The 14,144-nt window shown below is 64.7% G+C and carries 13 protein-coding genes; 8 read left to right on the plus strand and 5 right to left on the minus strand.

Annotated elements, in window-relative coordinates; all coding sequences use genetic code 11:
* Positions 1–406 precede the first annotated feature (406 nt).
* The gene (locus tag C8C93_RS25165) at positions 407–706 is read right to left on the minus strand and encodes a hypothetical protein (RefSeq protein WP_158603284.1); all 300 of its coding nucleotides are present in this window, start codon (positions 704–706) and stop codon (positions 407–409) included.
* 108 nt (positions 707–814) lie between these two features.
* Here C8C93_RS25165 and C8C93_RS20525 point away from each other — a divergent pair, with 108 nt between their 5' ends.
* Positions 815–1,303: a GNAT family N-acetyltransferase gene (locus tag C8C93_RS20525; RefSeq protein WP_158603285.1), complete on the plus strand. Its 489-nt coding sequence runs from the start codon at positions 815–817 to the stop codon at positions 1,301–1,303.
* A gap of 307 nt (positions 1,304–1,610) precedes the next feature.
* Here C8C93_RS20525 and C8C93_RS20530 read toward each other — a convergent pair whose 3' ends face one another.
* The 3 genes from C8C93_RS20530 to C8C93_RS20540 all read right to left on the minus strand — a co-directional run bounded on the left by C8C93_RS20530 (position 1,611) and on the right by C8C93_RS20540 (position 5,465).
* Complete coding sequence (locus C8C93_RS20530) at positions 1,611–2,279, minus strand: phage tail protein (RefSeq protein ID WP_121508118.1); 669 nt, start codon at positions 2,277–2,279, stop codon at positions 1,611–1,613.
* A 167-nt stretch (positions 2,280–2,446) separates the two neighbouring features.
* A complete protein-coding gene (locus C8C93_RS20535; protein ID WP_121508119.1) occupies positions 2,447–3,964 on the minus strand; it encodes a CoA-acylating methylmalonate-semialdehyde dehydrogenase in 1,518 nt (505 codons plus the stop codon).
* A gap of 139 nt (positions 3,965–4,103) precedes the next feature.
* Complete coding sequence (locus tag C8C93_RS20540) at positions 4,104–5,465, minus strand: aspartate aminotransferase family protein (RefSeq protein WP_055398024.1); 1,362 nt, start codon at positions 5,463–5,465, stop codon at positions 4,104–4,106.
* 129 nt (positions 5,466–5,594) lie between these two features.
* Here C8C93_RS20540 and C8C93_RS20545 point away from each other — a divergent pair, with 129 nt between their 5' ends.
* Positions 5,595–6,545 (plus strand): LysR family transcriptional regulator, encoded by a 951-nt coding sequence (locus C8C93_RS20545; RefSeq protein WP_055398026.1) that lies wholly within the window; start codon positions 5,595–5,597, stop codon positions 6,543–6,545.
* 67 nt (positions 6,546–6,612) lie between these two features.
* Positions 6,613–6,918 carry a flagellar basal body protein gene (locus C8C93_RS20550; RefSeq protein WP_055398029.1) on the plus strand — a complete coding sequence of 102 codons (306 nt, stop codon included), beginning with the start codon at positions 6,613–6,615 and terminating at the stop codon, positions 6,916–6,918.
* Positions 6,919–7,135: 217 nt separating this feature from the next.
* Here the strand turns inward: C8C93_RS20550 and C8C93_RS20555 are convergent, their stop codons facing one another.
* Entirely contained in the window at positions 7,136–7,402 is a 267-nt protein-coding gene (locus C8C93_RS20555; RefSeq protein WP_121508120.1) for a DUF2061 domain-containing protein, read from the minus strand.
* Positions 7,403–7,680: 278 nt separating this feature from the next.
* On the opposite strand from C8C93_RS20555, the gene C8C93_RS20560 reads away from it, so the two are divergent.
* The 5 genes from C8C93_RS20560 to C8C93_RS20585 all read left to right on the plus strand — a co-directional run bounded on the left by C8C93_RS20560 (position 7,681) and on the right by C8C93_RS20585 (position 14,139).
* Complete coding sequence (locus C8C93_RS20560; protein WP_121508904.1) at positions 7,681–8,733, plus strand: SPFH domain-containing protein; 1,053 nt, start codon at positions 7,681–7,683, stop codon at positions 8,731–8,733.
* Positions 8,734–8,837: 104 nt separating this feature from the next.
* On the plus strand, positions 8,838–10,328 hold the full coding sequence (locus C8C93_RS20565; RefSeq protein WP_055398036.1) for a DUF4178 domain-containing protein: 1,491 nt from the start codon (positions 8,838–8,840) through the stop codon (positions 10,326–10,328).
* A gap of 98 nt (positions 10,329–10,426) precedes the next feature.
* A complete protein-coding gene (locus tag C8C93_RS20570; protein ID WP_055398038.1) occupies positions 10,427–10,648 on the plus strand; it encodes a DUF350 domain-containing protein in 222 nt (73 codons plus the stop codon).
* Positions 10,649–10,698: 50 nt separating this feature from the next.
* A complete protein-coding gene (locus C8C93_RS20575) occupies positions 10,699–12,261 on the plus strand; it encodes a polyamine aminopropyltransferase (protein ID WP_199727059.1) in 1,563 nt (520 codons plus the stop codon).
* 171 nt (positions 12,262–12,432) lie between these two features.
* Positions 12,433–14,139, plus strand: a complete 1,707-nt coding sequence (locus tag C8C93_RS20585) for an FAD-dependent oxidoreductase (protein ID WP_121508121.1) — start codon at positions 12,433–12,435, stop codon at positions 14,137–14,139.
* The last annotated feature ends 5 nt before the right edge of the window (positions 14,140–14,144 follow it).

Genomic DNA, 14,144 nt, shown 5'->3' on the forward strand with positions numbered 1-14,144 from the left:
GCAGGTCCGGCGCAGGTTGTCAGCTTTCGTAAGGGTGGGCGATTGTAGGCCGCGTTCGGTAAAAACCCTAGTAAGCGAATCTGCTTACATGGGAAATTCAGCTTTGCCGTCTGGGTTGGAATGCGGCGGATCGCTCCAGCGCGAGGTGCAACCTTTACGCAACCGCTGCCGAAGTGGTCTGGACCTCCGCTTCGAGCTGCGAAGCTGTGGGCTTCACCACAATCGTTCCCAGCCAGGGCTGTTTTGCGGTCGGCGCAGTCCATGGCCGAGATACGGAAAAAAGACCGCAGAAATGGACTGCAGCGGTCCTTCTGTCATCGACGGTTTCCAGTTCGTTTCCAGCTCCAGCGGGCGACAGATCGAAGCGGGCGCTATCGTTAGCGGTGCTTCCCATGGGGGCAAGCTGTTAGCCAAACAGCGCCTCATAGCGGGCGATGTTCGGCGAGCGCGTATCCGGCATGCTGGGCACCAGCATCCACTGCACACTTCCCAATTGCGGGTGGCTCAGGGTGTACGTTGCCTGAGAAAGCCTTGGAACATCTGGTCCATGAAATAGCAGTGTGAACGGTGTCCGAAATTGCTCTGGCAAATGGCCGCGCGCCCGTTCGGTAGCTTCTACCAAAACCAGCTCCACAGGGCCATGCTCTGTCAGTGCGACGAAGGGACTGCCCACCAGGGTGTTGACGGATTCAAAAGTGGTGCTCATCGATGGCGTGTGTTGAGGGATCACAAAAGGGTTGGATACAGGCCATTGAGTTGCCAGAATGGGCTGGTATCCACGACCCGCTCAACATCCTACAGCCGAGAATCCACTGTGTATTTGCTATCTGAACCATTCGCCCTGCGTGAGAGGGCCGACGACGATCAGCCTTTTCTGCTGGAACTCTATCTATCTACCCGCGATGACCTCCAGCAGGCCATCCCCGACCTCGCGATGCTCCAGCAGTTGATAGCCATGCAGTTCAATGCACAGGAGACCGGCTACCGCCACCAGTTCCCCTTGGCCCGCCAGTTGGTACTGCTGCGTTCCGGCCAGCCAATAGGGCGCATGGTGGTAGACGCCTCACCCGAACAATTGCGTCTGGTGGATATCGCCATTGCGCCGCCAGCTCGCCGCAGCGGCGCTGCAATGGCTGCGTTGGCTGCGCTGCAGCGCCATGCAGCAGCGCAGGGCCTGCCACTGTGTCTGGCGGTAGGGCGATACAACGGTCCAGCGCAGTGTCTGTATCAAAAATGCGGATTCACTTCCGTGACCGAAGACGATCTGTTCGTACAGATGATCTGGAGAAGCACTTCGCAGTGAGACCTGCCAGCGCAATCGCCCCGTTGTTGAAGCCATCTTCGACGGGGGAAATGAAGTGTGCCTGACCGCGTAGCGCTTGCAGGCAACGCCATCCGTGGGGCGGTTCCTGCATCGACAACGGGGACACACTGCAAGTAGATCACGGTGCCGGGGGCCGCAGAACAAGCTGCGGCGCTTGCTGGCCACCTGGCTGCAGACAATCCATGCCCCAGACCAGATGCCCCACCGCAGCTATGCGACAGCCGCATAGCTGCCCACGCCGCACGCAGCGACCGCAGCGCTGCTTGCGCGAGACCGTCCAACGATCTCAGTTGCGCGATGGGAAGATGCCTTCCATGCAAATGATGTAGTTGAGGCCCAGATACGGCTGCATGTTGGACACCATGGCTGTGGTCGTCACGGGGGCGGCCAACGGCTGGCCGCCGGTATTGGCGCCCACCGTCACCGCACCTGTGCCACCAATGGCGGTGCTGACGCCGCCCAGGTTGACAGGACCCGTTGCGGTCGGTGAGTAGATGGATGCGCTGCTCGGGCCACTCGGCGATGCGCTGAGGAAAGAGCCATTGGCGGGAGTCGTGCTGGTGCCCGTGGTGCCCGTGGACGCCTGCAAATGCGTTGTGCCCGTGAGCCCTGCGGGGTCGAAGGTGGCCGGGTGCGTGTGCGGTGGCAGATTCGAGGCATTGAGTGTCACCGTCACCGAGCCCGTGCCAATCACAGTGTTGTTGTTGGTACCCGCCTTCTCGCCTTGTGCGATGGGGGTCAATCCTGGTCCAGGGGCTTGTGATCCGACGGGGACCCTGCCCCGCAAATCCGGCAGGCCGAAGGTGTTCACGCCATCCCCCCCGTACGTGGTTCCCAGCAAGGCGAACATGGCTGAGTTTTGCTGAATAGGAACCGTCTGTCCGTTGCAGAACGCCCAGCCGCGCGGCGCGTAGTTGAAACCGACCGGCATGATCATCCCCATAAATGCTTCCATGAGTTCTCCTCCATTAGTGAGTGATAGGCTCAGGAATACTATGACGGCAACACGGGAGCGGTCAACGAATATGCTGCAAGAGGCATTTCACACACGCGAACGCACTCCCCGGCCTGTCTGTCACCCCCTCGGGGGGCTTTGAACGGGCCCTGGGCGCGCGCTGCGCTCTATCGGCTGCTCGGAAAGCTAAACACCGCGCCCTCGCGCACACCGGCGCTGGGCCAGCGCTGGGTGATGGTCTTGCGCTTGGTGTAGAAGCGCACGGCGTCGGGGCCGTAGGCGTGCAGGTCGCCAAACAACGAACGCTTCCAGCCGCCGAACGAGTGGTAAGCCACCGGCACGGGCAGGGGCACGTTCACGCCCACCATGCCCACCTGGATGTGGTCGGTGAAGTAGCGGGCGGCCTCGCCGTCGCGCGTGAAGATGCAGGTGCCGTTGCCGTATTCGTGGTCGTTGATGAGCTGCATGGCTTCCTGCAGCGTCTTCACGCGCACCACACCGAGCACGGGGCCGAAGATCTCTTCCTGGTAGATCTTCATGCCGGGCTTGACGTTGTCGAACAGGCACGCGCCCAGGAAGTAGCCTTCCTCATGGCCCGCAACCTTCACGCCGCGGCCATCGACCACCAGCGTGGCACCCTCTGCCACGCCCTGGTCGACATAGCCCTTCACCTTCTCGAAGTGCGGCTTGGTGACCAGCGGGCCCATGTCGTTGCTGTTGTCGGTGCCTGGGCCGACCTTCATCTTGGCGATCTCGGTCTTCAGGCCCGCGATCACGGCGTCGCCCACTTCGTCGCCCACGGCCACCAGCAGCGGGATGGCCATGCAGCGCTCGCCGCACGATCCGTAGGCCGCGCCCATCAGGGCGCTCACGGCGTTGTCCACGTCCGCGTCGGGCATGAGCACGGCGTGGTTCTTGGCGCCGCCCAGGGCCTGCACGCGCTTGCCGTGTTTGCAGCCTTCGCTGTAGATGTATTCGGCAATCGGCGTGGAGCCCACAAAGCTCACGGCCTTCACGCGCGGGTCCTGCAGCAGAGTGTCCACGGCCAGCTTGTCGCCGTTGACGACGTTCAGCACGCCGGGCGGCAGGCCCGCTTCCAGCGCAAGCTGGGCGATGAACAGCGTGGAGGAGGGATCGCGCTCCGAAGGCTTGAGCACAAAGGTGTTGCCGCAGGCCACGGCCATGGGCCACATCCACAGCGGCACCATCGCCGGGAAGTTGAAGGGCGTGATGCCTGCGGTGACGCCCAGCGCCTGGAACTCACTCCATGAGTCGATGCTGGGGCCCACGTTGCGGCTGTGCTCGCCCTTGAGCAGCTCGGGCGCGTAGCTCGCGTATTCGACGTTTTCAATGCCACGCTGCAGCTCACCGTGTGCATCGGCCAGCACCTTGCCGTGTTCGGCGGTGATCAGGGCGGCAATCTTGTCGGCGTTTTCTTCGAGCAGGACTTTCAGCTTGCTCATCACGCGGGCGCGTTTCAGGGGCGGCGTGTTGCGCCAGGCCGGGAAGGCGGCTTCGGCCGAAGCAATGGCGGCCTCCACAGTAGCCTTGCTGGCCAGCGCCACGCTGGTGGTCGACTGGCCCGTGGCGGGGTTGAACACCGGCTGCGTGCGCGCCGTGTCCGCAACGATCTTGCCGTCGATCAGGTGGCCGACGGTGGTGGTGACATTCTTGTCGTGGTTCATGGCAAAAATAAGGGTAAAAAGTGCCGCTAGCGCTTATCTAGAAAGCGCTAGTAGCTATTGAATCAGGAGTATTCCCGCTGGCGGATGAAACGGCGCGCGCCAGGCCAGCGGCCGCCGTGCAAGGGCCGGGGGTGTGTCATCACGCCGTTTCAGCCAGGGCATCGCCCAGCGCGTTGATCAGGCGGTCGATTTCGGCCTTCTCGCTGATGAAGGGCGGCGCCAGCTGGATGGTGTCGCCACCGTAGCGCACGTAAAAGCCCTTCTTCCAGCAGTTCATCGCAATTTCATAGGGGCGGCGGGCCGGCTCGCCCGGCAGCGCGGCAATGGTGAAGCCAGCAGCCAGCCCAAAGTTGCGGATGTCAGCCACATGCTTGGCGCCCTTCAAGCTGTGCACGGCTTGCTCGAAGTACGGCGCCAGCGCGTTCACGCGGCCGATCATGTCTTCCTTCTGCAGGATGTCGAGCGCCGCAATGCCCGCCGCGCAGGCCACAGGGTGGGCCGAGTACGTGTAGCCGTGCGCAAACTCCAGCATGTACTCCGGGCCGCCCGCCGCCATGAAGGTGTCGTAGATCTCCTTGGTGGCCACCACGCCGCCCAGCGGTTGCGCGCCGTTGGTCACCTGCTTGGCAAAGTTCAGGATGTCGGGCGTCACGCCAAAGGCTTCGGCCCCGGTCCAGGCGCCGCTGCGGCCAAAGCCGCTGATCACTTCATCAAAAATCAGCAGGATGTTGTTCTGCGTGCAGATCTCGCGCAGGCGCTGCAGGTAGCCCACGGGCGGGATCACCACGCCGGCCGAGCCCGAGAAAGGTTCCACGATCACGGCGGCAATGTTCGATGCGTCGTGCAGTGCAATCACGTCCAGCAGGCGGTCGGCCAGCTCTTTGCCGGTAGGCGGCATGCCTTTGTGGAACGAGCCAGCGGGCGGCTGGGTGTGGGGCAGGTGGTCGGCTTCGATGCCCTGGCCGAACATCTTGCGGTTGGCAACAATGCCGCCCACCGAGATGCCGCCGAAGTTCACGCCGTGGTAGCCCTTTTCGCGGCCGATCAGGCGGGTTTTGCTCGCCTGGCCCTTGTTGCGCCAGTAAGCGCGCGCCATCTTCAGCGAGGTGTCGGCCGACTCGGAGCCCGAGCCGGTGAAGAACACATAGTCCAGGCCCGCAGGCGTCAGTTCCTTGACCCGGTTGGCCAGCTCGAACGACAGGGGGTGGCCGAACTGGAAGGCGGGCGCGTAGTCCAGCTTCATCGCCTGCTTGCCAATGGCCTCGGCGATCTCGCGGCGACCATGGCCCAGGCCCGCACACCACAGGCCCGAGAGGCCATCAAAAATCTTGCGACCGTCCGCGTCGGTGTAGTAGGCGCCGCTGCCCTCCACGATCATGCGCGGGTTGGCCTTGAACTGACGGTTGGCCGTGTAGGGCATCCAGTGCGCGTCCAGCCATTCGGCGTCCATGCGGGGGCCTTCGGCACCAGCGGCGGGTTTTTCGATGTTGACGAAGCTCATGGGGTTCTCCAGTGCAAAGGCGGCGACAAAAGGCGGGCAACCCCAGCGGTCTGGGGCTTGACGTAGGGCATTGTTGCGCTGCCTGTTAATCTCTCCAATACTCCAATATCAATGTTTACTTGACGGTTTATGCAAGTAAAAACACCTCCACCCCACCCTTCCCCCAAACACCGCGCCGTACTGGGCCAGCTCAGCGACATGGACCTGCGCCTCTTGCAGGTCTTCAAGAGCGTGGTCGAGTGCGGCGGCATGTCGGCCGCCGAACTGGAGCTGAACATCGGCACCAGCACCGTCAGCCGCCACATGAAAGACCTGGAAACCCGCCTGGGCCTCACCTTGTGCCGCCGGGGCCGGGCCGGTTTTGCCCTCACGGCCGAGGGGCAGCGCGTGTACGACGAGACCCTGCGCCTGCTGTCGGCCGTGGACGCCTTTCGCAGCAGCATCGACGACATCCACCGCCGCATGGGCGGGCGGCTGGAGGTGGCGGTGTTCGACAAGACCGCCAGCAACCCGGCCGCGCACATCGGCGATGCGATTGCGCTCTTTGCCAGCCAAGCGCCCGAAGTCAGCCTACAGATGCACGTGGCGTCCATCCCGGCCATCGAGCGCGGGCTGATCGACGGCAGCTTCCACGTTGGCATCATCCCGGCGCACCGCACGTCGCAAAGCCTGGTCTATGCCGACCTGTTCGCCGAAACCATGCTGCTGTACTGCGGCGCGCGCCACCCGCTGTACGGCACCGACCATGCTGCGCTCACCTGGGAATCCCTGCGCGCCTACCAGTTTGCGGGCCTGGGCTACCACTCGCCCAACATGGAGCTGAGCCACAGCACCCGCCTGCCGCGCAAGGCCACCGGGTTCGACCAGGAGTCGATTGCCACGCTGATCCTCTCAGGCCGCTACCTGGGTTTTCTGCCCGACCACTACGCCGAAGGCTTCGAGCGCCAGGGGCTCATGCAGGCCGTTCTGCCCGCGCAGTTCCACTACCGCTGCCAGTTTGTGAGCGTGCTGCGCAAGTCGCCGCAACCGCCGAGGGCGGCGCAGGCGTTTGCACAATGCCTACTGGAGGCCCATGGTTGATGACTTGCCCGCAGCGCGGCGCAGGCAGACAATGCCAACTCTTTGGCGCTTTTGAGCGGGACACACCATGGCAACCATTTCTTCGATTGGCAGTTCCGGCCTGCAGGCCGCGCAGTTGCGGCTGGATGCCTCGGCCAACAACGTGGCCAACATGAACACCCCCAACTACCGCCGCCAGGTGGTGGCGCAGGAAGAGGCCGCCGACAGCGCTGGCGTGCGCGCCACCGTGCAGCGCCAGCAAGAGGCCGAGGGCGTGGCGCTGGAGAAGGAGGCGGTCGAGCAGATGTCGGCCACCTACGCCTTCAAGGCCAATCTGCAGACCATCAAGGCACAAGACGAAATGATGGGTTCGCTGCTGGACGTAAAGGCCTGAGTCGTTTCTCCCGCGCTCCCCACAATGCCCCGCCAGCCGGGGCATTGTTGTTTTCAGCGCCAGCGCTTGAGTGGCCTCGGGCGACATCAGCTGGCTACAGCCAGCCCGGCCAGCCGGTGAACGAGCCAGCGTTGAAAGGCCAAGCCGGTAGCGGTGCGGCTGCGCAAGGGAATGCTGTACATGGGGGCTCCTTCGTACGGGTGGTTCAGACGTTGGTTCAAACGGCCTGCAAGGCGGCTGGGCTGGGTGCCTGTCTGGCGTCGTCAGCGCCGCGCCGAGCAGCCCGGTCCCACGCCTTTTCATGGAAGAAGAACGCGACCGCCTGCACCGTGGGCTCCAGCAGGCTCAGCGTGAGCGAGGCCCATAGGTTGCCCGTGACGGCATAGGCCACCAGGGCGGCCACGCAGATGTGGATCACGTAGTAGCTGCCTGTTTTCATCAGCATGGTTTTGTTCTGGCGGGCAGCGCGGCGGATGTGGGACATGGCGGACTCCTTTTCACTTCTTCATCAGGGCCTGTGGTGGTGTGCAGGGATGTTGAAATGGTAGTAATTCTCAATAGCGTTGGCTAATTGATCATGACTAAGCCGGAGATAGCCACTATCAAGCGGCCATCCATCCCGGTCGGGCAGCGCCATGCCAACCAAACTGGTCCGGCGCGTGAACCAGTTCACCGATGGGGCTCAAAAAAGCCGCTCCGCGCCATGCCCCCGTTGCTATGATGGCCGCTCTTTTCAACCCCCCTTTTGCTTTGGGAGCACACATGGCCCTCATGGACTTCATCAAGAAACAGTTCATTGACATCATTCAATGGACCGAAGAGGGGGACGGCACGCTGGCCTGGCGCTTCCCCATGGCGGGCATGGAAATCCAGAACGGCGGCACGCTGGTGGTGCGCGAGTCGCAGATGGCCATCTTCGTCAACGAAGGCCAGGTGGCCGACGTGTTTGGTCCCGGCACCTACAAGCTCACTACGCAGACGTTGCCGGTGCTCACGTACCTGAAGAACTGGGACAAGCTCTTTGAGTCCCCCTTCAAGAGCGATGTGTACTTCTTCAGCACACGCCAGCAGATCGACCAGAAGTGGGGTACGCCCCAGCCCATCACGATCCGCGACAAGGACTTTGGCGCCGTGCGCCTGCGCGCGTTCGGCAACTACGCCTTCCGCATTGCCGACCCCAAGGCGTTCCACACCGAAATCTCGGGCACGCGCGAGTCGTATCCCGTGGCCGACCTGGAAGGCCAGCTGCGCGGCCTGGTGCTGCAGAACATCAGCAACGCCATTGCGGGCAGCGGCCTGCCGTTCCTCGACCTGGCGGCCAACCAGGTGATGTTTGCGGAGGCGATGGTCAAGGAACTGGCGCCCATCTTTGCCAAGCTGGGCATCTTGATCGAATCTCTCACGGTGCAGAACGTCTCGCTGCCCGAAGAGCTGCAAAAGATCCTCGACCAGAAGATCGGCATGGGCATGGTCGGCAACGACATGGCCAAGTTCATGCAGTACCAGACCGCGCAGGCCATTCCCAAGTTCGCCGAAGCCAGTGGCGGTGGTGGCGGCATTGCGGGCGATGCGATGGGCCTCGGCGCGGGCGTGGCGCTGGGCCAGGTGCTGGCGCAAAACCTGCAGCAGGGCCTGCAGACCCCGGTGGCACCCGCTGCTGCTGCGGCAGCGCAGGCCGCTGCGGCCCCGGTGGGCGTCAAGCCCGAAGAGGTCATGGCAACGCTGGAGAAGCTGGGCGAACTCAAGTCCAAGGGCATCCTCACGCAGGAAGAGTTCGACGCCAAGAAGGCTGAGCTGCTCAAGAAGCTGGTCTGAACCCGGTTGCTATCATAAATATAGCTGCTTGCGCTGGAGGGATAAGCGCTAGAGGCCAAAAAGGCCTCAAAGCCGTGTAGCGCGGCGCAGGCAGCAGCCCCACGATGGCCACCGACCCAACACAGCGTTACTACCGCGCGCCCTGCCCGGGCTGCGGCGCGCCGGTTGAATTCCGCAGCGCGCAGTCCACGCACGCCGTCTGCGGCTACTGCCAGAGCACCGTCGTGCGCAGCGGCGACGTGCTCACGCGCCTGGGCAAGATGGCCGAGCTGTTCGACGACCACAGCCCCCTGCAGCTCATGGCCAGCGGGCGCATCCAGCTCGACGGCAAGGATGTGCCCTTCACCCTGGTGGGCCGCCTGCAATACAAAGGCGATGCAGGGGTCTGGACCGAATGGGCCGCCTTCCTGAACGACGGCACCCTGGCCACGCTGGGCGAGGACAACGGTGCCTATGTCTTCACGCGCCCCATCGACCCCGGCCGCGAAATGCCTGCGCCCGAGCGCTTTCGCATCGGCACCACCACCGCCATCAACGGCAAGCCCTACAGCGTGGCCTACACCGGCCAGGCATCGCTGATCTCTGCCCAGGGCGAACTGCCCAAGCTGCCCCCGCTGGGCCAGCCCTTCGGCATGGTCGAGCTGCGCAGCGCCGACGGTGAAGTGGTCAGCATCGACTACGGCCACACCCCGCCCAACGTGGAGCGCGGCAAGTCGGTACTGCTGGAAGACCTGCAGCTCCAGGGCCTCAAGGACGAATCCGCCAAGGACGAAAAAGGCCGCCAGTTCAACTGCCCGCACTGCGGCGCGCCCGTGCAGGTGAAGCTGGCGGGCACCAAAAGCATCACCTGCGGTTCCTGCGCCAGCATCATCAGCCTCGATAGCGGCGTGGGCGGCGAACTGCGCTCGGCCGAGCAGGACGAGCCCGTGCAGCCCCTCATTCCGCTGGGCAGCAAGGGGCAGCTGCAGGGTGTGCACTGGCAGGTGGTGGGTTTTCAGCACCGCATGGGCGTGGAGCCGGGCGACGATGAACACTTTGGCTGGAGCGAATACCTGCTCTACAACCAGAAGCGCGGGTTTGCCTTCCTGGTCGATTCCGAAGAAGGATGGAGCATGGTGCGCCCCACCACCGGCGCGCCGCAGCTCTCGTCCAACGGTCGCACCGCCACCTACATGGGCACCAAGTACGAGCTCAAGTACACCTACGAGGCCGAAACGACCTACGTGCTGGGCGAGTTCTACTGGCAGGTCACGCGGGGCCAGAAAACCAGCAACCGCGACTTTGCGAGCGCCAAGGGCCTGCTGTCGCTGGAGCAGACGCCCAATGAAGTCACCTGGTCCGCCGGTGACAAGCTGGCCAGCGACACCGTGGCCAAGGCCTTCAAGCTCGAAGACAAGGCCGATGTACTGCAGCGCGATGACCCGGGCCCCTTCACCGCCAAGTCGGGCCTGGGCTGCGGCACCATCATCCTGATTGCGATCATCATCATCATCCTGCTGATCATCCTGAGCAATTGTTCGGGGTCGTCGGGCAGCGGCTACCGCAGCTCGGGCGGCTCGTTCGGCGGATACTCGTCCGGCGGAAGCCACAAGTAGGCGGGCGCTCCAAGGCGCCTGCCTGCAGACAGATCCATGAGCCCCGTCTTCACCACCCCACCACCCCCCACACACTACCGTTTCAAGGAGTTCACACCATGATGGGAATCGAATGGCTCCGGCCCGCAGCCTTCCTCGGGTCCATGCTGTACGCGCTGATTGGCGTGGTCATTTTCTGGCTGTGTTTTGTCATCGTGGACAAGATCACGCCCTACGACCTGTGGCGCGAGATCGTCGAGAAACAAAACAAGGCCCTGGCCATGGTGGTGGCGGCGATGTGCCTGGGGATCAGCATCATCGTGGCGGCGGCCATTCACTGACGCACCTTGTCTGAAACGGCGCGCGCCCCTGCGGCGCGCCGGTACCTGCCTTGCAATCCGACCTGACTTCTCCTGCCTCGCCGTCCGAGGCCCCGGGCGCCACCGCCGGCCCCCGCCCCATCGAAATCGCCCTGCTCATCAGCGTGTTCGTGGTGGCCGCCTGCGGCCTGCTGTACGAGCTGGCGGCGGGCGCGCTGGCGTCGTATGTGCTGGGCGATTCGGTGCTGCAGTTTTCCACCATCATCGGCACGTACCTGTTTGCCATGGGCGTGGGCTCGTGGCTGTCGCGGTACTTCGAGCGGCAACTGCCCGCGCACTTCTTGCGCATCGAATTGCTGGTGGCGCTGATTGGCGGAGCCTTGCCTGCCACGCTGTTCCTGGCCAATGCGTACACGCCCGGCGCTTTCCGGTTTCTGCTGTACGGCATGGTGTTGATGGTGGGCACGCTGGTGGGGCTGGAGATCCCCCTGGTGATGCGCATCTTGAAGCGCAACGTGGCGCTCAAGGACCTGGTCTCGCAGGTGCTCACGTTTGACTACCTGGGCGCGCTGGCGGTGTCGATGGCGTTTCCGCTGCTCTTGGTGCCGCACCTCGGGCTCATCCGCACGGGGCTGCTGTTTGGGGTGATGAATGCGGCCGTGGCGCTGTGGGCGGTGTGGCTGTTTCGGCACGAGTTGCGGCGCCTGAAGGCGCACCTGGCAGCCTGCGTGATGGTGCTGGGCATCTTGCTGGCCGCGCTGGCGGGGGCCGAGCAGATCACCAGCGTGGCCGAAGACAAGTTCTACCAGGACCGCATCGTCTTCAGCACTGCGTCGCCCTACCAGCGCATCGTGGTCACACAGGGCCGCCTGGGGCACCGGCTGTACCTCAACGGCAACCTGCAGTTTGCGCAGGCCGACGAATACCGTTACCACGAGGCGCTGGTGCATCCAGCGATGGCGGCCCACGGTGCACCGAAGAAGGTGGCGGTGCTGGGCGGCGGCGACGGCATGGCCGTGCGCGAGATCCTCAAGTACCCCTCGGTCGAGTCCGTGACGCTGGTGGAGCTGGACCCAGCCATGACGAAGATCTTCAGCGAGAACCCGCGCCTTGCGCAGCTCAACGGCCACGCGCTGCAGAACCCCAAGGTGAAGATCGTCAACACCGATGCATTTGGCTGGCTGCAGGATGGGTCGGACACCTTTGATGTCATCGTGGTGGACTTTCCCGACCCTACCAATTTCTCCATCGGCAAGCTCTACACCAACAGCTTTTACGCGCTGCTGGACAAGCGCCTGGCCGCCAGCGGCTACGCGGTGGTGCAGACCACTTCCCCGCTGGTGGCGCGCAAAAGCTACTGGACGGTGGCGCAGACCATCGAATCCATCGGCCTGCAGACGGCGCCCTACCACGCGCATGTACCCAGCTTTGGCGAATGGGGTTTCATCATCGCCAGCCGCAGGCCCTGGCGCCTGCCCGAGGCACTGCCAGCCGATTTGCGGTTCTTGGGTGCCGACACGCTGCCGCTGTTGTTCGACTTTCCGCTCGACATGGCGCGCGTGCCGGCCGATGTGAACCGGCTGTCGAACCAGGCGCTGGTGCACACGTACGAACGCGAGTGGGGAAAACATTGAGAAGCCCCCCTGAGCCGCTTCGCGCCATCCCCCCGCTCTCGCAGCGCTGCGCGCAGCGGGCAGGGGGACGCCCCCAGCGCGGCGGGGCGGCCCTTGCGCGGGGGCCGCTGGTCTGGGCCGCGCCGGTCGCAAGCGGCGCAGGCGTTGCGTACACCCGGAGACACTGACGCCATGCAACGTCGCCATTTCCTAGCCACCGCCGCCGCTTCGACTGCCGCCGCGGTGCTCCTGCCGGGTTGCGACAAGGCCCCTCGCGTCTTGGAAGGCGGCTTCACCGGCATCGACATGGCGCGCGGCCACCAGCTGCGCGACCTGCTCAAGACCGGCACCTTGCCCGCCCCCAGCGTAGTCCGCCGTGCGCAGGTCATCATCGCGGGCGGTGGCGTGGCGGGGCTCGCTGCGGCGCGGTCGCTGCGGCTGGCGGGGGTGGATGACTTTGCGATGCTGGAGCTGGAAGACGGTGCAGGCGGCAACAGCCGGGGCGGGGCCGTGAGCGGCATTGCCTGCCCGCTGGGCGCGCACTACCTGCCCGTGCCCGGCGACGATGCGCGCGAGGTGCAGGATCTGCTGGAAGAGCTGGGCCTGCGCCGCCGCGTGGCTGGCCGCTGGCAGTACGACGAACGCCACCTGTGCCACAGCCCGCAGGAGCGCCTGTTTTTTGACGGCGAGTGGCAAGAAGGCCTGCTGCCCGTGCACGGTGTGGGCGAAGCCACGCTGGCCCAATACCGCCGCTTTGCACAGGCGGTGGAGCGAGAGGCGAAGGCCGCGCGGTTTGCCATGCCTGCGCTCAAGCTGTTGGGGCCAAAAAAGCCTCTAGCGCCCGCCCATCAAGCGCTGGATGCCATGACTTTCAGTGCTTGGCTGGCGCAAGAGGGCCTGGATGACGAGCACCTGCTCTGGTACCTGAACTACTGCTGCCGCGACGACTACGGCGCGGGCGTGGCGCGCGTGTCGGCCTGGGCGGGCATCCACTACTTTGCCAGCCGCCACGGTTTTCACGCGCCGGGCGAGGCGGTGGATGAGGCGCGCGAAAGCGTGCTCACCTGGCCTGAAGGCAACGGCTGGATCACCCAGCGCCTGGCCGAGCCGCTTGCCAACACTGTGAATGGGGGCGGCCAGCTGCGCACCGCCACCAGCGTGCTGCGCATTGCCGAAACCCGCCACGGCGTGGAGGTGGACGCCTTCAACCATGCCACTGACAGCGTGGAGCGCTGGCAGGCGCCGCGCTGCGTCGTGGCGCTGCCCGTGTTCGTGGCGGCGCGGGTGGTGCACAACCCGCCCGCTTTTTTGACCGGCGCTGCGCAGCGCCTGCAGTCGGCCCCCTGGCTGGTGGCCAACATCCACATCGACAGCCCGCTCACCGACCGCCCCGGCGCTGCCCCCGCGTGGGACAACGTGCTCTACGCCGACCCCACCGCCGGCGGCCTGGGCTACGTGAACGCCGGGCACCAGCGGCTGGACACAGGGGCCGCGCTGGCCGGGCCCACCGTGCTCACCTACTACCAGGCGCTGGGCGATGTGCAGGGCGGCCGCCAGCAGCTGGCCACCCAGCCCTGGCAACCATGGGCTGAGGCCGCGCTGGCCACCCTGGCCGTGCCCCACCCCGACCTGCGCCAGCGCGCCACACGAGTGGACATCACCCGCTACGGCCACGCCATGGCCATCCCGGTACCTGGCATGCAGGGCTTTTTAAGCCAAATTGGCCTCCAGCGCTTATCAGGTAAGCGCAAACAGCTATCAAATGGTGAGCAATCGCCCTGGATTCCCACCCCCACCACGGCGCGGCTCGCGTTTGCGCACAGCGACTGGTCGGGCTATTCGGTGTTTGAAGAGGCCTTCACGCGCGGGCACGGTGCCGGGTTGGTGGCGGCGGGCTGAATGCC

This window comes from Acidovorax sp. 93, assembly GCF_003633835.1.
GTDB lineage: Bacteria > Pseudomonadota > Gammaproteobacteria > Burkholderiales > Burkholderiaceae_C > Acidovorax > Acidovorax facilis.